23 protein-coding genes and 1 pseudogene are annotated in these 21,725 nt (G+C 69.8%); 19 read left to right on the top strand and 5 right to left on the bottom strand.

All coding sequences use genetic code 11. The features are described from left to right. Window positions 1–262: pseudogene (locus ACKOB8_RS04185) on the top strand (hypothetical protein); the annotation flags it as partial. A 94-nt stretch (window positions 263–356) separates the two neighbouring features. Continuing rightward, on the top strand, window positions 357–1,028 hold the full coding sequence (locus tag ACKOB8_RS04180) for an HAD family hydrolase (protein WP_526375941.1): 672 nt from the start codon (window positions 357–359) through the stop codon (window positions 1,026–1,028). Here the strand turns inward: ACKOB8_RS04180 and ACKOB8_RS04175 are convergent. Continuing rightward, window positions 1,025–2,551: a sugar porter family MFS transporter gene (locus ACKOB8_RS04175; protein ID WP_526375939.1), complete on the bottom strand. Its 1,527-nt coding sequence runs from the start codon at window positions 2,549–2,551 to the stop codon at window positions 1,025–1,027. The two genes, ACKOB8_RS04180 and ACKOB8_RS04175, sit on opposite strands and share 4 nt — an antisense overlap. 115 nt (window positions 2,552–2,666) lie before the next feature. Here ACKOB8_RS04175 and ACKOB8_RS04170 point away from each other — a divergent pair, with 115 nt between their 5' ends. The 5 genes from ACKOB8_RS04170 to ACKOB8_RS04150 are packed head-to-tail and all read left to right on the top strand — an operon-like array spanning window position 2,667 to window position 5,986. Beyond that, entirely contained in the window at window positions 2,667–2,948 is a 282-nt protein-coding gene (locus ACKOB8_RS04170) for a phosphoribosyl-ATP diphosphatase (protein ID WP_526375953.1), read from the top strand. Window positions 2,949–2,950: 2 nt separating this feature from the next. After that, window positions 2,951–3,802 carry an ATP phosphoribosyltransferase gene (gene hisG, locus ACKOB8_RS04165; protein WP_526375937.1) on the top strand — a complete coding sequence of 284 codons (852 nt, stop codon included), beginning with the start codon at window positions 2,951–2,953 and terminating at the stop codon, window positions 3,800–3,802. Window positions 3,803–3,836: 34 nt separating this feature from the next. Beyond that, window positions 3,837–4,319 carry a DUF4126 family protein gene (locus tag ACKOB8_RS04160; RefSeq protein WP_526375935.1) on the top strand — a complete coding sequence of 161 codons (483 nt, stop codon included), beginning with the start codon at window positions 3,837–3,839 and terminating at the stop codon, window positions 4,317–4,319. A gap of 4 nt (window positions 4,320–4,323) precedes the next feature. Continuing rightward, a complete protein-coding gene (locus tag ACKOB8_RS04155) occupies window positions 4,324–5,175 on the top strand; it encodes a class I SAM-dependent methyltransferase (RefSeq protein ID WP_526375933.1) in 852 nt (283 codons plus the stop codon). A gap of 28 nt (window positions 5,176–5,203) precedes the next feature. Continuing rightward, a complete protein-coding gene (locus tag ACKOB8_RS04150) occupies window positions 5,204–5,986 on the top strand; it encodes an aspartate racemase/maleate isomerase family protein (RefSeq protein ID WP_526375931.1) in 783 nt (260 codons plus the stop codon). Window positions 5,987–6,008: 22 nt separating this feature from the next. Here the strand turns inward: ACKOB8_RS04150 and ACKOB8_RS04145 are convergent, their stop codons facing one another. Genes ACKOB8_RS04145 through ACKOB8_RS04135 form a run of 3 tightly spaced genes read right to left on the bottom strand, consistent with a single transcriptional unit; the run spans window position 6,009 to window position 7,359 of the window. Further along, on the bottom strand, window positions 6,009–6,302 hold the full coding sequence (locus ACKOB8_RS04145; protein WP_526375929.1) for a DUF503 domain-containing protein: 294 nt from the start codon (window positions 6,300–6,302) through the stop codon (window positions 6,009–6,011). A 4-nt stretch (window positions 6,303–6,306) separates the two neighbouring features. Further along, window positions 6,307–6,852: a lipoprotein LppK gene (lppK, locus tag ACKOB8_RS04140; protein ID WP_526375927.1), complete on the bottom strand. Its 546-nt coding sequence runs from the start codon at window positions 6,850–6,852 to the stop codon at window positions 6,307–6,309. A 9-nt stretch (window positions 6,853–6,861) separates the two neighbouring features. Next, entirely contained in the window at window positions 6,862–7,359 is a 498-nt protein-coding gene (locus tag ACKOB8_RS04135; protein WP_526375925.1) for an MTB12 family secreted protein, read from the bottom strand. A gap of 146 nt (window positions 7,360–7,505) precedes the next feature. On the opposite strand from ACKOB8_RS04135, the gene arc reads away from it, so the two are divergent. Beyond that, on the top strand, window positions 7,506–9,326 hold the full coding sequence (arc, locus tag ACKOB8_RS04130) for a proteasome ATPase (protein ID WP_526375923.1): 1,821 nt from the start codon (window positions 7,506–7,508) through the stop codon (window positions 9,324–9,326). Between the two features lie 20 nt (window positions 9,327–9,346). Here arc and ACKOB8_RS04125 read toward each other — a convergent pair whose 3' ends face one another. Then, complete coding sequence (locus tag ACKOB8_RS04125; protein ID WP_526375951.1) at window positions 9,347–9,910, bottom strand: hypothetical protein; 564 nt, start codon at window positions 9,908–9,910, stop codon at window positions 9,347–9,349. Window positions 9,911–9,994: 84 nt separating this feature from the next. On the opposite strand from ACKOB8_RS04125, the gene dop reads away from it, so the two are divergent. The 11 genes from dop to ACKOB8_RS04070 all read left to right on the top strand — a co-directional run bounded on the left by dop (window position 9,995) and on the right by ACKOB8_RS04070 (window position 21,655). After that, window positions 9,995–11,503: a depupylase/deamidase Dop gene (gene dop, locus ACKOB8_RS04120; RefSeq protein WP_526375921.1), complete on the top strand. Its 1,509-nt coding sequence runs from the start codon at window positions 9,995–9,997 to the stop codon at window positions 11,501–11,503. A 105-nt stretch (window positions 11,504–11,608) separates the two neighbouring features. Beyond that, on the top strand, window positions 11,609–11,803 hold the full coding sequence (locus ACKOB8_RS04115; protein ID WP_526375919.1) for a ubiquitin-like protein Pup: 195 nt from the start codon (window positions 11,609–11,611) through the stop codon (window positions 11,801–11,803). Beyond that, window positions 11,800–12,696 (top strand): proteasome subunit beta, encoded by an 897-nt coding sequence (gene prcB, locus ACKOB8_RS04110; protein ID WP_526375917.1) that lies wholly within the window; start codon window positions 11,800–11,802, stop codon window positions 12,694–12,696. The genes ACKOB8_RS04115 and prcB overlap by 4 nt, the downstream gene beginning before the upstream one ends. Next, window positions 12,693–13,457, top strand: coding sequence for a proteasome subunit alpha (gene prcA, locus ACKOB8_RS04105; RefSeq protein ID WP_526375915.1), 765 nt, complete (start codon window positions 12,693–12,695; stop codon window positions 13,455–13,457). Before prcB ends, prcA begins: the two co-directional genes overlap by 4 nt. 9 nt (window positions 13,458–13,466) lie before the next feature. Further along, a complete protein-coding gene (pafA, locus tag ACKOB8_RS04100; protein WP_526375913.1) occupies window positions 13,467–14,825 on the top strand; it encodes a Pup--protein ligase in 1,359 nt (452 codons plus the stop codon). Between the two features lie 75 nt (window positions 14,826–14,900). Next, entirely contained in the window at window positions 14,901–15,887 is a 987-nt protein-coding gene (locus tag ACKOB8_RS04095; RefSeq protein WP_526375911.1) for a helix-turn-helix transcriptional regulator, read from the top strand. Beyond that, entirely contained in the window at window positions 15,884–16,828 is a 945-nt protein-coding gene (locus ACKOB8_RS04090) for a helix-turn-helix transcriptional regulator (RefSeq protein ID WP_526375909.1), read from the top strand. Before ACKOB8_RS04095 ends, ACKOB8_RS04090 begins: the two co-directional genes overlap by 4 nt. 50 nt (window positions 16,829–16,878) lie before the next feature. After that, on the top strand, window positions 16,879–17,145 hold the full coding sequence (gene tatA / locus ACKOB8_RS04085; protein ID WP_526375949.1) for a Sec-independent protein translocase subunit TatA: 267 nt from the start codon (window positions 16,879–16,881) through the stop codon (window positions 17,143–17,145). Between the two features lie 116 nt (window positions 17,146–17,261). Beyond that, window positions 17,262–18,116 (top strand): twin-arginine translocase subunit TatC, encoded by an 855-nt coding sequence (tatC, locus tag ACKOB8_RS04080; protein ID WP_526375947.1) that lies wholly within the window; start codon window positions 17,262–17,264, stop codon window positions 18,114–18,116. Beyond that, complete coding sequence (locus ACKOB8_RS04075) at window positions 18,103–20,871, top strand: DEAD/DEAH box helicase (protein ID WP_526375907.1); 2,769 nt, start codon at window positions 18,103–18,105, stop codon at window positions 20,869–20,871. Before tatC ends, ACKOB8_RS04075 begins: the two co-directional genes overlap by 14 nt. Before the next feature lie 64 nt (window positions 20,872–20,935). Continuing rightward, on the top strand, window positions 20,936–21,655 hold the full coding sequence (locus ACKOB8_RS04070) for a DUF4333 domain-containing protein (RefSeq protein WP_526375905.1): 720 nt from the start codon (window positions 20,936–20,938) through the stop codon (window positions 21,653–21,655). The last annotated feature ends 70 nt before the right edge of the window (window positions 21,656–21,725 follow it).

Below are 21,725 nucleotides of genomic sequence, written 5' to 3'. Positions count from 1 at the left end.
CGAGCTGACCAACCTGGTGCTGCTGTGCCCCTATCACCACCGCATGCACCACCGCGGCGCCATCACCATCACCGGACCCGCCGACACGCTGTCCGTCACCGACAACACCGGCCGGCCACTGCACCCGGGATCACTGGCGCGTCCCCCCAACACGCCCCCACCCGCGGTGCGGCCCTACCCCGCACCGACCGGTGAACGCGCCCACTGGTGGTGGTACCAGCCCTTCCAGCCGTTCCGGCCGCAGCCGCCATCGGCGAACTAGCTCACACCGCACGTCGCGGCATCGACTCGTCGTATTCGCCGGGGCGGCGATACGCTTCGGCGACGATGAGCGCATTCGCCGGACAGGACATCGGGTGAAGGCCGTCCTGCTGGACATGGACGGCACCTTGGTGGACTCCGAGAAACTCTGGGAGATCGCGCTGCAGGAGCTCTACGACCGCCAGGGCGCCGAGTTGACCCCGGCGGTGCGGGAGTCCACCGTCGGCGGCTCCGCGGAGGTGGTGATGCGGATCGTCTACCGCGACCTGGGTCTGCCGTCCGACCCGGTCGCGATGGCCGAAACCGCGGACTGGCTCCACGACGTCGCCGGTGAGCTCTTCGACGCCGGGTTGCCGTGGTGCGAGGGCGCCCGTGAGCTACTCGATGCGCTGGCCGACGCGGCCATCCCCATGGCGCTGGTCACCAACACCAGACGCGGGCTGACCGAGCGCGCGCTCAACAGCATCGGACGGCACTACTTCACCGCCAGCGTGTGCGGTGACGAGGTGCCCAACGGCAAGCCGGCGCCCGATCCCTACCGGCGCGCCGCCGCGCTGCTGGGGGAGGAGCCCGCCCGGTGTCTGGCCATCGAGGACTCGGTGGCAGGAGCTGCCGCCGCCGAGGAAGCCGGGTGCCCGGTGCTGGTGGTACCCAACGACGTCGTGGTGCCGACCGGGCCCCGGCGGCGCCACCTGACCTCGCTGGCCGGACTCAGTCCGGTCCGTCTGCGCGAGATCTACGAGGAGATGTACCCCGAGATGCGCTAGATATCGACTTGCTCGAGTTGCTCCATGTCCTCCAACTGCACGCCCTTGGTTTCGGTGACGAACTTCAGGACATAGAAGAACGACACCAGCGCGCCCAGGGTGAACAGTCCGTAGGCCAGGCCCAGCGAAATCCCCACCAGGCCGGGGAAGGACTCCGAGACGATGAAGTTGGCGATCCAGTTGGCCGCCACCGCAACCGACATCGCCGCGGCGCGGATCTTGTTGGGGAACATCTCACCCAGCAGCACCCACACGATCGGGCCCCAGGTCGCCGCGAAGAACGCGACATAGGTGTTGAGCATCAGCACCGCGACCAGCCCGCCGGTGTTGGACAGGATGGGCGTGTTGAGGTCGGCCACCGTCGCACAGCCCTCGGTGCCCAGCAGTGCTTCGGTGCAGGCGGGCGCGGTCTGGAAGACGACGGTCAGCACGCCGAGGGTGATGAACATGCCGATCGAGCCGACCAGCAGCAGCGGTTTGCGCCCGATCCGGTCGACCAGGGCTATCGCCACGAACGTGAAGATCACGTTGACCGCGCTGATGATCGTCGACGTGAGGAACGCCTTGCTCTCGCCGAACCCCACCGCGCCCCAGATCAGGTTGGAGTAGTAGAAGACCGCGTTGATGCCGACGAACTGCTGAAGGGTGGCCAGGATGATGCCCACCCAGACGATCGGCAGCAGCCCGGCGCGCGGCCCCTTGATGTCGGAGAGGCGCATCTTGTGCTCGCCGGCCAGGGATTGCTTGATCACGTGGACCTTGGCGGCGACGTCGCCGACGTAGATCTGCTGCAGGACCTGGCCGGCCGCGTCGTCCTGACCCCGGGCCACCAGATAGCGCGGCGACTCGGGCAGGGTCAGGGCGAGCACCCAGTAGACCACCGCCGGCACCACCATGCACAAGAACATCCACTGCCAGGACTGCAGGCCCAGGGCCAGGGTGTTGTTGGCCTCCACCGGCGGCACGGTCGGATCCATCAGTGGCTTCTGAACCGAGTTGGGGGTCAGGCCGATGATGATCTGGTTGATCAGCTGGGTGGCGAAGATGCCGACCACGATGGCCAGCTGGAACAGCGACGACAGTCGCCCGCGCAGATGCGCCGGGGCGGCTTCGGCGATGTACATGGGTGAGACCACCGCGGCCAGACCGATGGCGAAACCGCCGACGATGCGCCACAGCATGAAGTCACCGGTACCGAAGGGGAAGGCCTGACCCAGTCCGGCGATCAGGAACAGGATGGCGGCCGTGACCATCACCCTTCGGCGGCCGAACTTGTCGGTCAGCCGGCCTCCGATGAAGGCGCCGACCGCCGACCCCAGCAGCGCGATGGCCACCACGAAGCCCTGCAGGAACTTGTCGGACACCTGGAACTGGTAGAAGACGGCCTTGTTCGCGCCGTTGATCACCGAGCTGTCGTAGCCGAACAGGAACCCGCCCAGGGCGGCGATCGTCGCGATCGTGACCACCCGTCCGGTGTGCACCGGCTCCCGCGGAGCCTGCTCCACCTTGTCCGGACCGTGCATGGCGATACCCCTTTCCTGACGGTGCTGCGACCCTAGCTCAGCAGAACCTGCGACGATGCCGAATCCGCAGGCAAGCGCGCGCCCGGAAAACCGCCGTGACGATGCCCGGGCCCGCATGGAACAATCGCTGCCCGTGAAGACCTTCGAGGAGCTGTTCGCCGAACTGGGCGAGCGCGCCCGCACCCGGCCGGCGGGCAGCGCCACCGTCGCGGCGCTGGATGCGGGCGTGCACGCGCTGGGCAAGAAGATCCTCGAGGAGGCCGGCGAGGTGTGGCTGGCTGCCGAATACGAGCCCGACGAGGTGCTCGCCGGCGAGATCAGCCAGTTGCTGTACTGGACGCAGGTGCTGATGATCTCGCGCGGCCTGGACCTCGCCGACGTCTACCGGAAGCTCTAGCCGTGCTCAAAGTCGCGGTGCCCAACAAGGGCGCGCTGTCCGAACCGGCCGCGGAGATCCTCGCCGAGGCCGGCTACCGCCGACGCGGTGAACTCAAGGACCTGACCGTCATCGACCCGGTCAACGGCGTGGAATTCTTCTTCCTGCGCCCCAAGGACATCGCCATCTACGTCGGCTCCGGACAGTTGGATTTCGGGATCACCGGGCGCGATCTGGTCGTCGAGTCCGGCGCGCCGGTGCGGGAACGCCTCGCGCTGGGATTCGGGGTCTCGCGCTTCCGCTACGCCGCGCCGGCCGGCCGGGAGTGGGCCGTGTCGGATCTGGCCGGCAAGCGCATCGCGACCGCCTACCCGAATCTCGTCCGCGGCGACCTGGCGGCCCGGGGGATCGCCGCGACCGTGATCGGGCTCGACGGGGCGGTGGAGATATCGGTGCAACTCGGCGTCGCCGACGCGATCGCCGACGTGGTCGGTTCCGGTCGCACCCTGAGCAGCCATCACCTGGTGGCGTTCGGGGAGTCGCTGTGCGACTCCGAGGCCGTCCTCATCGAGCGGGCCGACGGTGAGCAGGCCGACCGGACCGCGCGCGACCAGTTGGTCGCCCGCGTGCACGGAGTCGTGCTCGGACAGCAGTACCTCATGCTCGACTACGACTGCCCTCGCGCGGTGCTGGAGCGGGCCACCGCGATCACCCCCGGGTTGGAGTCGCCGACGATCGCCCCGCTGGCCGATCCGGACTGGGTCGCGGTGCGCGCGCTGGTGCCGCGCCGGGAGGTCAACGCCATCATGGACGACCTCGCGAGCATCGGCGCGAAGGCGATCCTGGCCTCCGACGTGAGGTTCTGCCGGTTCTGAGGTCTGCTCCTGCGGCCGTGCTAGCGTCCCGGCCATGACGCACGCGCTCGTTTTGTTGCTGGCCCTGCTGATCGGCGTGGTCGCGGGACTGCGAGCCTTCACCGCGCCGGCGGTGGTCGCCTGGGCGGCGTTTCTGGAGTGGATCAACCTGTCCGGCACGTGGGTGTCCTGGCTGGGTCACGGGGTCACCGTCGCGGTCCTGACCGTCATCGCGGTCGCCGAACTGATCAGCGACCAGATGCCGAGCATGCCCAGCCGCAAGACCGCACCGTCGTTTCTGACCCGGCTGGCCACCGGCGCCTTCGCGGGCGCCGCCCTCGGCACCGCCTGGGGATACCCGTGGGGCAGCCTGGGCGCCGGGATGGTCGGCGCCGTGCTGGGCACCATCGGCGGCTACGAGGTGCGCACCAGGCTGGTCAAGGCCATCGGCGGACGCGATCGCCCGATCGCCCTGGGCGAGGACCTCTTCGCCGTCGCGGCCGGGGTCGCGGTCGCCTACTTCACCAGCGTGCTCTGACCGGGTGACCGATTCGCAGGACCGATCGACCGCCCTGTTCGCCGCCGGCGACCGGGTTCAACTGACCGACGCCAAGGGCCGCCACTACACGATGGTGTTGAGCCCGGGCGAGGATTTCCACACCCACCGGGGCATCGTGGCCCACGACGCGGTGATCGGCCTGCCGGAGGGCAGCGTGGTCACCGCGACCGGCGGCAACGCCTTTCTGGTGCTGCGCCCACTGCTCATCGACTACGTGCTGTCGATGCCGCGCGGTGCGCAGGTGATCTATCCGAAAGACGCGGCCCAGATCGTGCACGAGGGCGATGTCTTCCCCGGGGCGACGGTGCTCGAGGCCGGCGCGGGGTCCGGTGCGCTGACCTGTTCGCTGCTGCGGGCGGTCGGCCCGACCGGCCAGGTGATCTCCTACGAGGTACGCGACGACCATGCTGAGCACGCCCGGCGCAATGTGGCGACCTTCTTCGGCGCGCAGCCGGACAACTGGCGGCTGGTGATCGCCGATCTCGCCGACACCGACCTGCCCGACGCCTCGGTCGACCGGGCGGTGCTGGACATGCTCGCACCCTGGGAAGTGCTCGACGCCGTCGCGCGAGTCCTGGTGCCCGGCGGGGTGCTGATCGTCTACGTCGCCACGGTCACCCAGCTGTCGACGGCCGTCGAGGCGCTGCGCGAACAGCAGTGCTGGACCGAGCCCCGCGCCTGGGAGACGTTGCACCGGAACTGGAATGTGGTCGGTCTGGCCGTGCGTCCGCAACACAGCATGCGCGGGCACACAGCGTTCCTGATCTCGGCGCGCAAGCTGGCTCCGGGCACCGTCACACCCACACCGCAGCGTCGCAAGGGTCGCGGCGGATGAGTGCCGCGCGAATCACGCTGGTGCGGCGATGAGGCCGCTGCCGGATCCCGCCACCGCCTACCGGATCGGAGTCGTGGTGCCGCCGTCCAACCCGGTCGTGGAGCCCGAGCTGGGCGCCCTGCTCGGCGACGGCATCCTGTCGTACGGCTCCCGGTTACCCCGATTCACCGGGCTCACGCTGCAGAAGCGCAACCAGCGCTACCTGCCCTCGTATGCGGAGGCCCTCGACTTGCTGGTGGGTCTGGAGGTCACCTGCGCGCTTGTCGCGATGACCGGACCCAACTACCAGTTGGGTATCGACGGCGACAATGACCTGTGCGCCGATCTGAGCCGTCGTTTCGGCGCGCCGGTGCGTACGGCGAGCCTTGCGATTCACGACGCGCTGCGGTCCATCGGCGTGACGCGGATAACGCTCTTGTCGCCGTACCCGGACTGGCTCACCGACCAGACGGAGCGTTACTGGACCGGCGGCGGGATCAATGTGATCGGTATCGAGCACATGGTGGGAGAGGGTGGGCAGTTCCACGCCTACGAAACCCATGCCGAGGAAGTGGTCGCCCGTCTGCGCCGGATCGACCCTGAACCCGGCTCGGCAGTGCTACTGACCGGCACCGGCCTGGTTAGTGTCTTCAGCATCTACCAGGTGGCCTTCTCCTACCGCGTCCCGATCTTGTCGTCGAACCTGTGCGGGGCATGGTGGATCCTCCACCAGTGCGGACCCAGCGCCGGCTCGGCGGTGTACGAGGAGATCGCACCGGATCATGTGGCAGCTTCGGATGCACCATGCGCATCGTGGTGCGCGGTCCACTGATCGGTCCGGTGGTAGTAAACACCTAGTCGTCGCTGCGCCGGAGGTCCCGGTGCGCCGAGAGCAACTCGATCTCCGGGCGCGCGGCCACCAACCGCTCGGCCGCGTCGAGAACCTCGACGACGTGCGCGCGGTCGGCGGCCACCACCGACACCCCGATGCCGGCCCGCCGGTGCAGGTCCAGCGCCCCGGTTTCGGCGGCCGAGACCGAGAAGCGTCGCTGCAACTCGGCGACGATCGGTCGCACCACCGAACGCTTCTGCTTGAGCGAGTGCACGTCGCCGAGCAGGATGTCGAACTCAAGCCAGCCGATCCACACGGCGTCAGGGAACCGGTTGCGGGCTGTTCGGCGGGGCGGAGTCGAATGCCAGCAGCATCTCGGCGCTCTGCCGACTCAGCTGCCAGCTGCCGGCGTGCGCACCGAATTCCAGGGGGAAGGTGAACTCGCCGCGCTGGGCCGGGTTGGGGGTGGTGATGACGATCGTCGCCGACACCGCACCGCTGCGGCCCGGCGCCCAGTGCAGGTCGCTGGCGCGGACCGCGAGCGGCGTGTACCCGCTGTCGCGCAGGGCGGAGGCGAAGCCGTTCAGGGCGTCCGCGTCGGGGGGCGTGGTGTCGGCCACCAGGTGCATCTTGTCGGCCCCCGGTATCGCCGGATCGGCCAGCCGGTAGATCACGTCGGCCAGCGCCTCCGGCGGCGGCAGCGCGGCCGGGTCCGGGGCGGCGGCGGGCGGAGCAGACGGCGCAGCCGGCGGCAGCTCCTGGGCGGACGACGCCGCCGGCGCCGGATTCTGCTCAGCGGGATTCGAGCATCCGATCAACGCTGCGGCGGCCAGGGTGCAGGCGACGCCGATCCCGGTCGGTCGCATCCCGGCGGGTCAGGTGCTGAACATCGCCAGGACCGTCGCCGCCGAGGCCCGGGACAGCTTCCAGCCGCCCTGGTCGACGAAGGTGATCGACTGGGTCGTCGGGGGCATCGTCGGGCCGGAGGCGGTGATGCTGGCGGTCGCCGCACCGGGGCCGGCGGCGGCGATGTTGCCGACCGAGAAACTCAGCGGCAGCTGCCCGTTTGCCACGGCCTTGAGCATCAGGGCATCGGCGGTGCGGGCCTCGATCCGGCCGATACCGCCCTCGACGAGGTTGCCCTTGGCCGCGAACGGCACATTGGGGTCGGCCAGGCCGTAGAGCACCGAGTTGAGCTGGTCGGCGGTCGGCACGGCGGCGGCCGGGTCAAGGGGCAGCGGAACGCCGAAAACCGCAGCCTGCACCGGCCCTGGACCAGCCGCGATACCCGTCGCGAGGGCGGTCACGCCGACGGCGGCGGACCCGGCGACCGCGACAGCGGCCGCCCCGGCGGCGAGGAGTCTGAGGGTCACGGGAGTCCTTTCGGTCAGCTCACGTCACCGAAAAGGTTAACAGTCAAGTCAGAGTGTCGAAATTCACCGGGAGCGCACCATGGTGTAATCGCCGGTAGCGTTGAGGTGTCCCGCCGCACCGGCTCGGTGTGGGGAAGGAGCCGTAGATGAGTGATCAAGCCTCTCCCGACGCGTTCAACGCCGACGACGACCCGCTGACCGGCGGGGAGGCGGATGAGCTTGAGCAACTGCGGCGCGAGGCGGCGTCCCTGCGTGAGCAGGTGCACGCGACGGGCGCCGGCCCCCGCAGCGTGCGCGAGGTGCAGCAGCTCGAGGCCCGGATCGACTCTCTGACCGCTCGCAACGCCAAACTGATGGACACCCTCAAGGAAGCCCGCCAGCAGCTGCTGGCGCTGCGCGAGGAAGTCGACCGACTCGGCCAGCCGCCCAGCGGCTACGGCGTGCTGCTGGGCGCACACGACGACGACACCCTCGATGTGTTCACCTCCGGTCGCAAGATGCGGCTGACCTGCTCGCCCAACATCGACGTCAAGTCGCTCAAGAAGGGTCAGACGGTGCGGCTCAACGAGGCGCTGACCGTTGTCGAAGCCGGGCATTTCGAGGCCGTGGGGGAGATCTGCACGCTGCGCGAGATCCTGTCCGACGGACACCGCGCGATGGTGGTCGGGCACGCCGACGAGGAGCGCATCGTCTGGCTGGCCGAGCCGCTGGTGGCTGTCGAGGACATGGCCCCGGAGGTCGCCGAGTCCCTCGACGAGGATCAGCGGCCGCGCAAGCTTCGCCCCGGTGACTCGCTGCTGGTCGACACCAAGGCCGGCTACGCCTTCGAACGCATTCCCAAGGCCGAGGTCGAGGACCTCGTGCTCGAAGAGGTGCCCGACGTCGCCTACAGCGACATCGGCGGCCTGACGCGGCAGATCGAGCTCATCCGCGACGCCGTCGAACTTCCGTTCCTGCACAAGGAGCTCTACCGCGAGTACTCGCTGCGCCCGCCCAAGGGGGTGCTGCTCTACGGGCCGCCGGGTTGCGGCAAGACGCTCATCGCCAAGGCGGTCGCCAACTCGCTGGCCAAGAAGATGGCGGATCTGCGCGGCGACGACTCGCGCGAGGCCAAGTCCTACTTCCTCAATATCAAGGGTCCCGAGCTGCTCAACAAGTTCGTCGGCGAGACCGAGCGCCACATCCGGCTGATCTTCCAGCGAGCCCGGGAGAAGGCGTCCGAGGGCACGCCGGTGATCGTGTTCTTCGACGAGATGGACTCGATCTTCCGCACCCGCGGTACCGGGGTGAGCTCGGACGTGGAGACCACGGTGGTGCCGCAGCTGCTCAGCGAGATCGACGGGGTGGAGGGCCTGGAGAACGTCATCGTGATCGGCGCCTCCAACCGGGAGGACATGATCGATCCGGCGATCCTGAGGCCCGGTCGGCTCGACGTCAAGATCAAGATCGAGCGGCCCGACGCCGAGGCGGCGCAGGACATCTTCAGCAAGTACCTCACTGAGAATCTGCCGGTCCACGCCGACGACCTCGCCGAGTTCGGGGGGGACCGCACCGCCTGCATCAAGGCCATGATCGAAAAGGTCGTCGACCGGATGTACGCCGAGATCGACGACAACCGGTTCCTGGAGGTGACCTACGCCAACGGCGACAAAGAGGTCATGTACTTCAAGGACTTCAACTCCGGGGCGATGATCCAGAACGTCGTGGACCGCGGCAAGAAGTACGCGATCAAGTCCGTCCTGGAGACCGGCCAGCGGGGTCTGCGCATCCAGCATCTGCTGGACTCGATCGTCGACGAGTTCGCCGAGAACGAGGACCTGCCCAACACCACCAACCCCGACGACTGGGCCCGCATCTCCGGCAAGAAGGGGGAGCGGATCGTCTACATCCGCACCCTCGTCTCCGGCAAGACCGCCAGCGCCAGTCGTGCGATCGACACCGAGTCCAACCTCGGGCAGTACCTGTAAACAGATTCCGTCCCCGCCTGCTAGGGAGCCGGGGACTCCCGCGAATAGGTGTTGGTGAGCTCGTCCTGCAGCACGTGCGCAACGCTGGCCGTGGTGTCGACCACCAAAGGCTCGGTGAGCGTGCGTGTTTCGTAACGCCACCCCGGCGGCGGTTTCAGACGGGCCGCCAGGCCGGGTAGGTCCTGGAGGGCCAAGTTCTTGTCGACGACCTGGCTGTAGGTCTGCATCACCCACCGCTGACCGTCGGCGTCGACGAGTTCGAACACCGGGCGGCCGGCGTCGAAGGTGAACACCGCCCGGCGGTCGACCTTGTTCACGCTGTAGGGCTGCGGGTCCTGCGAGGACAACTGCACCGTCGCCTGCTCGATCATCTCGATCCCGCCGAAGGTCTTGGTCGGCTGCGCTTCGCCGGCCTTCTTCGCCAGACCGCTCATCAGCCAGTAGCGGGGACCGTTGAGCAGCGCGGCGACCGCGTCGTTGTCGCGGGCGATCGACTCGGCGTCCAGCACGTCCCACAGCTCGGCCGGGCAGTCATTGAGCGGAAAGGTGTTATAAACCGTCGCCTGCGGACCCGACGGCCCCATCCGGACCAGCAGGACTTCGCCGTAGCGCTTGCCGAAGACGTCCACGCTCGACGAGCTTACCGCCAGCCCGGCTAGGCTGTGGCGGTGCAGCGGATCATCGGCACCGAGGTCGAGTACGGCATCTCCTCGCCGTCCGACCCGACCGCCAACCCGATCCTGACCTCCACCCAGGCCGTGCTCGCCTACGCGGCGGCCGCCGGGATCCAGCGGGCCAAGCGAACCCGCTGGGACTACGAGGTCGAGTCGCCGCTGCGCGATGCCCGCGGATTCGACCTGAGCCGCACCTCGGGCCCGCCCCCGGTGGTCGACGCCGACGAGGTCGGGGCGGCGAACATGATCCTGACCAACGGCGCCCGGCTCTACGTCGACCACGCCCACCCGGAGTACTCCGCTCCCGAGGTCACCGACCCGCTGGACGCGGTCATCTGGGACAAGGCCGGTGAGCGGGTGATGGAGGCCGCCGCGCGCCACGTCGCCAGCGTGCCCGGGGCGGCCAAGCTCCAGCTCTACAAGAACAATGTCGACGGCAAGGGCGCCTCCTACGGTTCGCACGAGAACTACCTGATGAGCCGCCAGACCCCGTTCTCGGCGGTGATCGCCGGCCTGACCCCGTTCCTGGTGTCCCGCCAGGTCGTCACCGGCGCCGGCCGGGTCGGCATCGGCCCCTCCGGCGACGACGCCGGGTTCCAGATCTCCCAGCGCGCCGACTACATCGAAGTCGAGGTGGGGCTGGAGACCACGCTCAAGCGGGGCATCATCAACACCCGCGACGAGCCGCACGCCGACGCCGACAAGTACCGCCGCCTGCACGTCATCATCGGCGACGCCAACCTCGCGGAGACCTCGACGTACCTGAAGCTGGGCACCACCGCGCTGGTACTGGACGTGATCGAGGAGGGGCTCGCGCACGGACTCGACCTCAGCGACCTGGCTCTGGCCCGGCCGGTGCACGCCGTCCACGTGATCAGCCGCGATCCCACGCTGCGCGCGACGGTGGCGCTCGCCGACGGCCGGGAACTGACTGCTCTGGCACTGCAGCGCATCTACCTCGACCGTGTCGTCAAACTGCTCGACGGCCGCGACCACGACGCCCGGGCCGCCGACCTCGTCGAGACCTGGGCCCACGTTCTGGATCTGCTCGAACGCGATCCGATGGAGTGCGCCGAACTGCTCGACTGGCCGGCCAAGCTGCGGCTGCTCGAGGGCTTCCGCAACCGGGAGAACCTGAGCTGGTCGGCGCCCAGGCTGCAGCTGGTGGATCTGCAGTATTCCGACGTCCGGCTGGACCGGGGTCTGTACAACCGGCTGGTGGCACGCGGTTCGATGAAGCGCCTCGTCAGCGAGCAGCAGGTGCTCGACGCGGTGGACAACCCGCCGACCGACACCCGGGCCTACTTCCGCGGGGAGTGCCTGCGCCGGTTCGGCGCCGACATCGCGGCCGCCAGCTGGGACTCGGTGATCTTCGACCTGGGCGGCGACTCGCTGGTCCGCATCCCCACCCTGGAGCCGCTGCGGGGCAGCAAGGCCCACGTCGGGGCATTGCTGGACTCGGTGAACAGTGCCGTGGAACTGGTCGAGCAGCTCACCACCTGACCTGCCGGGCGGCGACCCGGGTAACCCCACCGGGGGCTCATCGGCCGCGGACCCCGGTACTGTGGGATTCGGCCGTGAGACCGGGCCGGGAAGCAGGAGGCAGCGATGGCTCAGGAACAGACCAGGCGTGGTGGCGGTAGCGGCGAGGACGACGACCTCACCGGAGACGCCGGCGGCGGCCAGGAGCGTCGCGAGAAACTCGCCGCCGAGACCGATGACCTGCTCGACGAGATCGACGACGTGCTGGAGGAGAACGCCGAGGATTTCGTGCGCGCCTACGTCCAAAAGGGCGGACAGTGACCTGGCCCAACCCTGATCGGCTGGCCACCCCCTCAACTCTTCCCGGTTCACCTGCCCACGGAGTCGACCTGTCCTCGTTCTCGGAGTTCCTCCGCAACCGGGCGCCCCAACTGCTGCCGGCCGCGCCGGAGAATCCCGCGGCGTCGGCGGCCCTGCCGCACGGCACCACCATCGTCGCGCTGAAGTATCCCGGCGGCGTGCTGATCGCCGGTGACCGGCGTTCCACGCAGGGCAACATGATCGCCGGGCGCGACGTCCAGAAGGTCTACATCACCGACGACTACACCGCCACCGGGATCGCCGGAACCGCCGCCCTCGCCGTCGAGTTCGCCCGGCTCTACGCCGTCGAACTCGAGCACTACGAGAAGCTCGAAGGCGTGCCGATGACCTTCGCCGGCAAGGTGAACCGGCTGGCCATCATGGTGCGCAGCAACCTGGGAGCCGCGCTGCAGGGATTCGTAGCCCTGCCGCTGCTGGTGGGTTACGACGTCGATGCCGCCGACGCGCAGGCGGCCGGGCGGATCGTGACCTTCGACGCCGCCGGGGGCTGGCACATCGAGGAGGAGGGCTACCAGGCGGTCGGCTCGGGGTCGCTGTTCGCCAGGGCCTCGATGAAGAAGCTCTACTCCGCTGTCGGCGACGCCGACTCGGCGCTGAAGGTCGCGGTGGAGGCGCTCTACGACGCCGCCGACGACGACTCGGCCACCGGAGGCCCGGACCTGGTGCGCGGTATTTTCCCGACCGCGGTCACCATCGACTCCGGTGGCGCACGCGACGTCGCCGAGGACCGCATCGTCAATCTGGCGCGCCAGGTCATCGAGAGCCGTTCGCGCACAAAGGATTACGGTCCTGATGGAATGCCGAGCAACGAGGCACCCCGGGCGGACGCGTGAGCTTCCCCTATTTCATCTCGCCTGAGCAGGCGATGCGTGAGCGATCAGAGATCGCGCGCAAAGGAATCGCCCGGGGCCGCAGTGTGGTGACGCTGGCCTACGCCGACGGGGTGCTGTTCGTCGCGGAGAATCCGTCGCGCTCATTGCAGAAGATCAGCGAGATCTACGACCGTGTCGGCTTCGCGGCGGTGGGCCGCTTCAACGAGTTCGACAGCCTGCGCCGCGGCGGCATCCAGTACGCGGACACCCGCGGCTACGCCTATGACCGCCGCGACGTGACCGGCCGGCAGCTCGCCAACGTCTACGCCCAGACGCTCGGGACGATCTTCACCGAGCAGGCCAAGCCCTACGAGGTGGAGCTCTGCGTGGCCGAGGTGGCTCATCACGGCGAGACCAAGGCGCCCGAGCTCTACCGCATCACCTACGACGGGTCCATCGCCGACGAACCGCATTTCGTGGTGATGGGCGGAACGACCGACCCGATCATCTCCGCGCTGAAGGCCTCCTACTCGGAGAACGCGGCACTGGCCGAGGCGCTGGGCGTCGCCGTCGAGGCGCTGCGAGCCGGCATCGCCAGTGCCGCCGGCAGCGCCACCCCGGCCGCCGAACCGCGCGTGCTGGGGCCCTCGACGCTGGAGGTCGCGGTGCTGGACGCCAGCCGTCCGCGGCGCGCCTTCCGGCGGATCACCGGCCCCGCGCTGGAGACGCTGCTGCCCGAGGCGGGTTCGGCCGCCGCGCCTGACGGCGGGTCCAACCAGTAGGCTCGACGCGTGCAGCGCCGAATCATGGGTATCGAGACCGAGTTCGGTGTCACCTGCACGTTCCACGGTCATCGCCGGCTCAGCCCGGACGAGGTGGCCCGCTACCTGTTCCGGCGCGTGGTCTCCTGGGGCCGCAGTTCCAACGTGTTCCTGCGCAACGGCGCGCGCCTCTACCTCGATGTCGGCAGTCATCCCGAGTACGCCACCGCGGAGTGCGACAACCTGATCCAGCTCGTCACCCACGACCGGGCCGGCGAGCGAGTCCTGGAGGATCTGTTGGTCGACGCCGAGCAGCGGCTCATCGACGAGGGCATCGGCGGGGACATCTACCTGTTCAAGAACAACACCGATTCGGCCGGCAACTCCTACGGCTGCCATGAGAACTACCTCATCGTGCGGGCCGGCGAGTTCTCCCGGATCTCCGATGTGCTGCTGCCCTTCCTGGTCACCCGGCAGCTGATCTGCGGTGCGGGCAAGGTGCTGCAGACGCCGAAGGCGGCGACGTTCTGCCTGTCCCAGCGCGCGGAGCACATCTGGGAGGGCGTCTCCAGTGCGACCACGCGGTCGCGGCCGATCATCAACACCCGCGACGAGCCGCACGCCGACGCCGAGAAGTACCGCCGGCTGCACGTGATCGTCGGCGACTCCAACATGAGCGAGACCACGACCATGCTCAAGGTCGGCACGTGCGCGCTGGTGCTGGAGATGATCGAGGCCGGGGTGCCGTTCCGGGATTTCTCTCTGGACAATCCGATCCGGGCGATCCGCGAGGTCAGCCACGATCTGACCGGGCGCCGGCCGGTGCGGCTGGCCGGCGGGCGGCAGGCCAGCGCGCTGGACATCCAGCGCGAGTACCACTCCCGTGCGGTCGACTACCTGCAGTCGCGTGAACCCAACACCCAGCTCGAGCAGGTGATCGACCTGTGGGGTCGGCAACTCGACGCGGTCGAGAGCCAGGACTTCGCGAAGGTCGACACCGAGATCGACTGGGTCATCAAGCGCAAGCTGTTCACCCGCTACCAGGACCGCTACAACATGGAGCTGTCCGACCCCAAGATCAGCCAGCTCGACCTGGCCTACCACGACATCAAGCGCGGCCGCGGCGTGTTCGATCTGCTCCAGCGCAAGGGCCTGGCCGCCCGGGTGACCACCGACGAGGAGATCGAGGCGGCCGTCGACACGCCCCCGCAGACCACCCGCGCCAAGCTGCGCGGGGAGTTCATCAGCGCCGCCCAGCAGGCCGGACGCGACTTCACCGTCGACTGGGTGCACCTCAAACTCAACGATCAGGCGCAGCGCACCGTGCTGTGCAAGGACCCGTTCCGGTCCTCCGACGAGCGGGTGCGGCGGCTGATCGCCAGCATGTGAGCGCCCGGCGCCGGTCTGCCCCGGTGGCGGTGCGGTGAAGGGTGTGCCGGCGGCATTCCGGTTAAGGTTGGCGCCGTGGCCATCGCCAAAATCGAGCGGTTGATGAACCTGGTCATCGCCCTGCTCTCGACGCGCGGGTATCTCACCGCCGAGCGCATCCGCGCCACCGTCTACGGATACGCCGACTGCGTCAGCGACGAGGCGTTCTCCCGGATGTTCGAGCGGGACAAGAACGAGTTACGCGATCTGGGGATCCCGCTGGAGACCGGCCGGGTGCGCTCCTTCGACGCGGTCGACGGCTACCGGATCAAGCCCGACGACTATTCCCTGCCCGACATCGACCTCACCGCCGAGGAGGCGGCCGCGGTGGCCGTCGCGACCAAGTTGTGGGAGTCGCCGGAACTGATCACCGCCACCCAGAACGCGCTACTGAAGCTGCGCGCGGCCGGGGTGGAGGTCGATCCGTCGGCACCGGTGACGATCAGCACCGGCGCCGGGCCGACCGGGCTGCGGGGATCCGAGGAGGTGCTGGGGGTACTGGTCGCGGCGATCGACGCCGGGCAGATCGTCGCCTTCCGGCACCGGCCCACTCCGATCGACGAGTACACCGAGCGCACGGTCGAGCCGTGGGGTGTGGTCTCCGCGCGCGGCCGCTGGTATCTGGTCGGGCACGACCGCGACCGGGCGGCAACCCGGATCTTCCGGCTCTCTCGCATCGTGGACGTCACCTCCGTGGGCGCGGGCGGCGAGGTGAGCCGGCCCCCCGACCTCGACCTGCGCGCGGTGGTCGAACAGGCGATCGGTGACGCCTCCAGCGGCGGGCGGGCCCGGGTGTGGGTGGCCGACGGGCGCGCAACCGCGCTGCGCCGCGCGGGCACATGCGCCGGAGCGCAGACCGTCAACGGCCGCAACGGCGAGGTGCTCGAGTTGGAGGTGGGCGCGATCGACCGGCTGGCCCGCGAGATCGCCGGGTACGGCGCCGACGCGCTGGTCCTCGATCCGCCGTCGTTGCGCGCCGATGTGCTGGGGCGGCTCACCGCCCAGTCGGGAACCGGCCCGTGACGGCCGTCTCCGCCCGACTGGTGCGACTGCTCAACATGGTGCCCTACTTCTCGGCCAACCCGAGTGTCAGCTACGCCAAGGCCGCCGCCGACCTCGGGGTCAGCCGCCGCCAGCTCGAACAGGACGTCAAACAACTATGGATGTGCGGACTGCCCGGGTACGGACCCGGTGACCTGATCGATTTCGAGTTGACCGGCGACACCATCACCGTCACCTTCTCAGCCGGGATGGACAAACCGCTGCGGCTGACGACCCCGGAGGCCTCCGGGCTGCTGGTGGCTCTGCGAGCACTGGCCGACATCCCCGGCGTCATCGACCCGGCGGCGGCTCGCGGCGCCATCGCGAAGATCGAGGCGGCGGTGGGCGGGCACCCAGCGGTGATCTCGGCCCAGCCCACGGAAAGCGAGGCCGCCTCGGCCGTGGGCGCCGCCGTCGGCGAGGGCCGGGCGCTGTCGGTCGAGTACTACTCGGCCTCCCGCGACGCCCAGTCCAGCCGGGTGGTGGATCCGATCCGGGTGGTGCTGGTCGGTGACCACAGCTATCTGGAGGCGTGGGCGCGCGACGCCGAGGGGGTGCGACTGTTCCGCTTCGACCGCATCATCGACGCGCGGGTGCTCGACGAGCCGGCCGCGCCGCCGCGGCCCGCCCTCGACGCGCCGCCCAATACGGCACTGTTCGACGCCGACCCCGCACTGCCGGCGGCGACATTGCGCATCAGCCCGCACGTCGCATGGATGCTGGAGTACTTCCCGTTGCGGGTGCTCCGGGAACTGCCCGGGGGTTTCCGGGAGGTCGCCATGACCTACGCCGCCGAGGAGTGGATGGCGCGGCTGGTTCTCGGATTCGGCGCCGACGTGCGGGCGCTTTCGCCCGACTCCCTGGTCGCGCGGGTGCGGCAGGCCGCGGCCGAGGCCCTGGCCGCCTACGATCACCCGGGGTAGACCGACCGGTGGGGTAGCATCGAGCCGAGTCTGAGGTCCTGGAGGTGACGATGGGTGCTCTGCAACCCTGGCACTGGCTGATCCTGCTCCTCGTCGTCGTCGTGCTTTTCGGGTCCAAGCGCCTGCCCGACGCCGCGCGTTCGCTGGGCAGGTCCATGCGGATCTTCAAGTCCGAGGTCAAGGAGCTGCAGACCGAGAAGGCGGAGAAGACCGACGCCCCGGTCACGCCGGCGCAGCCCGCGACCCAGGTCGCGTCCGAGCGGGTCGAGGCGCCCGTCGATCCGCCCCACAACCCGACCGACGCCCGGCCGGCCTGAACCGGTAAGCACACCCGGCGCCCCGGCGCCGTCAGGCAGCAGCCGTGCGCACCCCGAAGTTTCTCTCCCGGCTCGACCCGCGACAGCGGCGCAGCCGCACCAACCCCGACGGGACCATGTCGCTCGTCGAGCACATCCGGGAACTGCGCACCCGTCTGCTGATCTCGCTGGGCGCGGTCACCCTGACCACCGTGGTGGGTTTCATCTGGTACAGCCACGGCATCCTCGGCGTGGACAGCCTCGGTGAGTGGCTGCGCGGGCCCTACTGCTCGCTGCCGTCCTCCGCGCGCGCCGAGCTCACCCCCGACGGCGGCTGCCGGCTGCTCGCGACCGCCCCATTCGACCAGTTCATGTTGCGCCTGAAGGTCGCCCTGACCGCGGGGATCGTCCTGGCCTGCCCGGTCTGGCTGCACCAGCTGTGGGCGTTCATCACCCCCGGCCTCTACCGCAACGAGCGCCGTTTCGCGATGGCCTTCGTCGTCTCGGCGGCGGTGCTGTTCGTCGGCGGGGCGGTGCTGGCCTACGTGGTGCTCTCCAAGGCGCTGGGCTTTCTGCTCACCGTCGGCAGTGACGTGCAGGTGACCGCGCTGTCCGGTGACCGCTACTTCGGCTTCCTGGTCAACCTGCTGCTCGTCTTCGGCGTCGGGTTCGAGTTCCCGCTGCTGATCGTCATGCTCAACCTCTCCGGGGTGCTCAGCTACGCCAAGCTCAAGGAATGGCGGCGGGGGCTGATCTTCGCGGTGTTCGCCTTCGCCGCGGTCGCCACCCCCGGGTCGGACCCGTTCTCCATGCTGGCGCTCGGCCTGGCGCTGACCGTGCTGCTGGAGTTCGCGATCCAGATCGCCCGCCTGCACGACCGGCGCAAGGCCAAGCGCGCGGCCACCGAGGCTCTGCCCGACGATCGCGCGGCACCGATCGAGGCGCCCTCCCCGGTGCCCGCGCCGTCGCGCACTGAGCATGACAACACCTGAGCGCGAGTCGGAGCTGGCCCGTTTCGCCGGCCAGCTCTCCTTCCGGCTCGATGCGTTTCAGGAGCAGGCCTGCACCGCGCTGGAGAACGGCCACGGCGTGCTGGTGTGCGCGCCCACCGGAGCCGGCAAGACGGTCGTCGGGGAGTTCGCCGTGCACCTGGCGCTGCAAGCCGGGCAGAAGTGCTTCTACACCACACCGATCAAGGCGCTGAGCAACCAGAAGCACTCCGATCTGGTGCGCCGCTACGGCGCACAGCACATCGGGCTGCTCACCGGGGACCAGTCCATCAACGGCGACGCCCCGGTGGTCGTGATGACCACCGAGGTGCTGCGCAACATGCTCTACGCCGGGTCTGAGACCTTGCATGAGCTGGCCTACGTCGTCATGGACGAGGTCCACTTCCTCGCCGACCGGATGCGCGGCGCGGTGTGGGAGGAGGTCATCCTGCACCTGCCCGAGCAGGTGCGCCTGGTCAGCCTGTCGGCGACGGTCAGCAACGCCGAGGAGTTCGGCGGCTGGATCAAGACGGTGCGCGGCGACACCACCGTGGTGGTCGACGAGCACCGGCCCGTTCCGCTCTGGCAGCACGTGCTGGTCGGCAAGCGGCTCTTCGACCTCTTCGACTACCGCGCCGGCGAGGGCAACCCCGTGGTGGTCGACGCGGAGCTGCTGCGCCAGATCGCCCACCGCCGCGAGGCCGACCGGCTCGCCGACTGGCAGCCGCGCCGGCGCGGCCGACCGGGTTACTCCGGCGTGTACCGGCCCCCGGCACGGCCGGACGTCATCGCCATGCTCGACCGCGAGGGCCTGCTGCCGGCCATCACCTTCATCTTCTCCCGGGCCGGCTGCGACGCCGCGGTCAAGCAGTGCCTGCGCAGTTCGCTGCGGCTGACCGGCGAGCAGGACCGTGACCGCATCGCCGAGGTGATCGACCGCCGCTGCGGCGAGTTGGCCGACGCCGACCTGGCGGTGCTGGACTACTACGACTGGCGGGAGGGGCTGCTGCGCGGCCTGGCCGCCCACCACGCCGGGATGCTGCCCGTCTTCCGGCACACCGTCGAGGAACTGTTCGCGGCCGGTCTGGTCAGGGCGGTGTTCGCCACCGAGACCCTGGCGTTGGGCATCAACATGCCGGCCCGCACCGTGGTGCTGGAGAAGCTGGTGAAGTTCAACGGCGAGGCGCACCTGCCGCTGACGCCGGGGGAGTACACCCAGCTGACCGGGCGGGCCGGACGCCGCGGGATCGACGTGGAGGGTCACGCGGTGGTGATCTGGCATCCCGGCGAGCCGACCGCCGAACCGGCCGAGGTGGCCGGGCTGGCCTCCACCCGGACGTTCCCGCTGAAGAGTTCGTTCGCGCCGTCCTACAACATGACCATCAACCTGGTCGGCCAGATGGGGCCCGAGCAGGCGCACCGGTTGCTGGAGCGGTCCTTTGCCCAGTACCAGGCCGACCGGTCGGTGGTGGGGCTGGTGCGCGGGGTCGAGCGGGGCGAGAAGATGCTCGAGGACATCGCCGACGAACTCGGCTGGAAAGGCCGCGCCGCCGGCGCCGAGCCGGCGATCCTGGGCTACGCCCGGTTGCGCGCCGAGATCGGCGAACGCGAGCGTTCCCAGTCGCGGGCCTCGCGGCTGCAGCGGCGGCAGGCCGCCACCGACGCGCTGGCCGCGCTGCGCCGCGGCGACATCATCACCATCACCCACGGCCGCCGCGGCGGGCTGGCGGTCGTGCTGGAGGCGGCGCGCGACGCGGAGGACCCCCGCCCGCTGGTGCTCACCGAGAACCGCTGGGCCGGAAGGATTTCCTCCGCCGACTACTCCGGGGCCTCGGCCCCGCTGGGTTCGATGACGCTGCCCAAACGGGTGGAGCACCGCCAGCCCAAGACCCGCCGCGACCTCGCCTCCGCGCTGCTGACGGCCGCGGCCGGGCTGAACACCGCACCGCGCCGCGGCCGGCGGGGTGCTGCGAACCCAACCCCCGACGTGGACCCGGAACTGGCCGCGCTGCGGACGAAACTGCGCCGGCACCCGGCACACGGGCTGCCCGAGCGGGAGGCGAAGGTCCGGATCGCCGAGCGTTACCTGCGCATCGAGCGGGACAACGAGCAGCTGCAGCAGAAGATCCGCGGCGCCACCAACTCGCTGGCCCGGACCTTCGACCGGATCGTCGGTCTGCTGACCGAGCGGGGCTACATCGAAACCGGCGGCGGGGCGCCCCGGGTGACGCCCGACGGTCGGCTGCTGGCCCGCATCTACAGCGAGAGCGACCTGCTGGTGGCCGAGTGCCTGCGGACGGGGGCGTGGGCGGGGCTGCAGCCCGCCGAGCTGGCGGCGGTGCTCTCGGCGGTGGTGTTCGAGACCCGCGGCTCAGACGGCCCCACCCCCGCCCACGCGGTGGACACGCCCACCGCGGCGGTGCGCCGCGCCCTGGCCGACACCCGCCGGCTCTTCGACCAGTTGCGCGCCGACGAGCAGCGCCACCGGCTGACGCCCTCGCGGGAGCCCGACCCCGGATTCGTGGCCGCAGTCCACCGCTGGGCCACCACCGGTAACCTGGCCGCCGCGCTGGACTGCTCGGACACCGCCGGCGACGGGTCGGCGCTGTCGGCCGGAGATTTCGTCCGGTGGTGCCGTCAGGTGCTTGACCTGCTCGATCAGGTGCGCAACGCCGCCCCGCAGCCGGGGCTGCGGGGGGCGGCCCAACGGGCCATCGACGACATCCGCCGCGGCGTCGTCGCTGTTGACAGCGGGTAGGGTGGTGCAGGCGTTACCGTTGCTACGCGCACCCCGGGGCAACGACCCACACCAAGGAGAGACGATGAGCGGACCGCAGGGATCTGAGGCCAACCCCTGGAAGGGCTCGGACAAGGATCAGCCTGGCGGCGCCGAGCAGGGCGCGTCGCGCGGTCAGCCCGGACCGGAGACGTCCTGGCAGCCGCCGGGGTCGGAGGCTCCGGCCTGGCAGCCGCAGGCCTACCCGACCGGGCAGTACCCGCAGTACGGTCAGCCGCCCCCGCCGGGTTATCCGCAGCCCTACGGTCAGCCCGAGTACGCGTCCTACGGCCAGCCCGGGGTGCAGCCCTACGGGCAGCCCGGCGGCTACCCGATGCCCCCGCAGTACGGCCAGTACCCGCCGGGGCAGTACCCGCCGCCCGGGCAGTACCCGCCCTTCGCCCCGCCGGGTGCGGAGGAGGCGGGGAAGAAGTCCACCGCGGTCGCCGGCACGGTGCTGGGCCTGCTGGCGGCGCTGGCGCTCATCGTGGTGCTGATCCTGGGGTTCTGGAAGCCGGGCTTCTTCGTCACCACCAAGCTCGACGTCAACCAGGCCCAGCAGGGCGTGCAGCAGGTCCTCACCGACGAGTCCAACGGCTACGGCGCCAAGAACGTCCAGGACGTCCGGTGCAACAACGGCCAGAACCCGACCGTCAAGAAGGGCGATACCTTCAACTGCGAGGTCAGCATCGATGGCACCAAGCGCCAGGTGACGGTGACCTTCCAGGACGACAAGGGCACCTACGAGGTCGGCCGGCCCAAGTAGCCCGCCCCGCGAGTGTGCGTGTCGGTACCCGACACGCCGCTGCCGGTGTATCTGTGCGCACGTTCGCGGA

This window comes from Mycobacterium sp., from assembly GCF_046091765.1.
GTDB lineage: Bacteria > Actinomycetota > Actinomycetes > Mycobacteriales > Mycobacteriaceae > Mycobacterium.
Note: the sequence above shows the minus strand (reverse complement) of the source record. Positions and strands in the feature narration are given on the sequence as shown.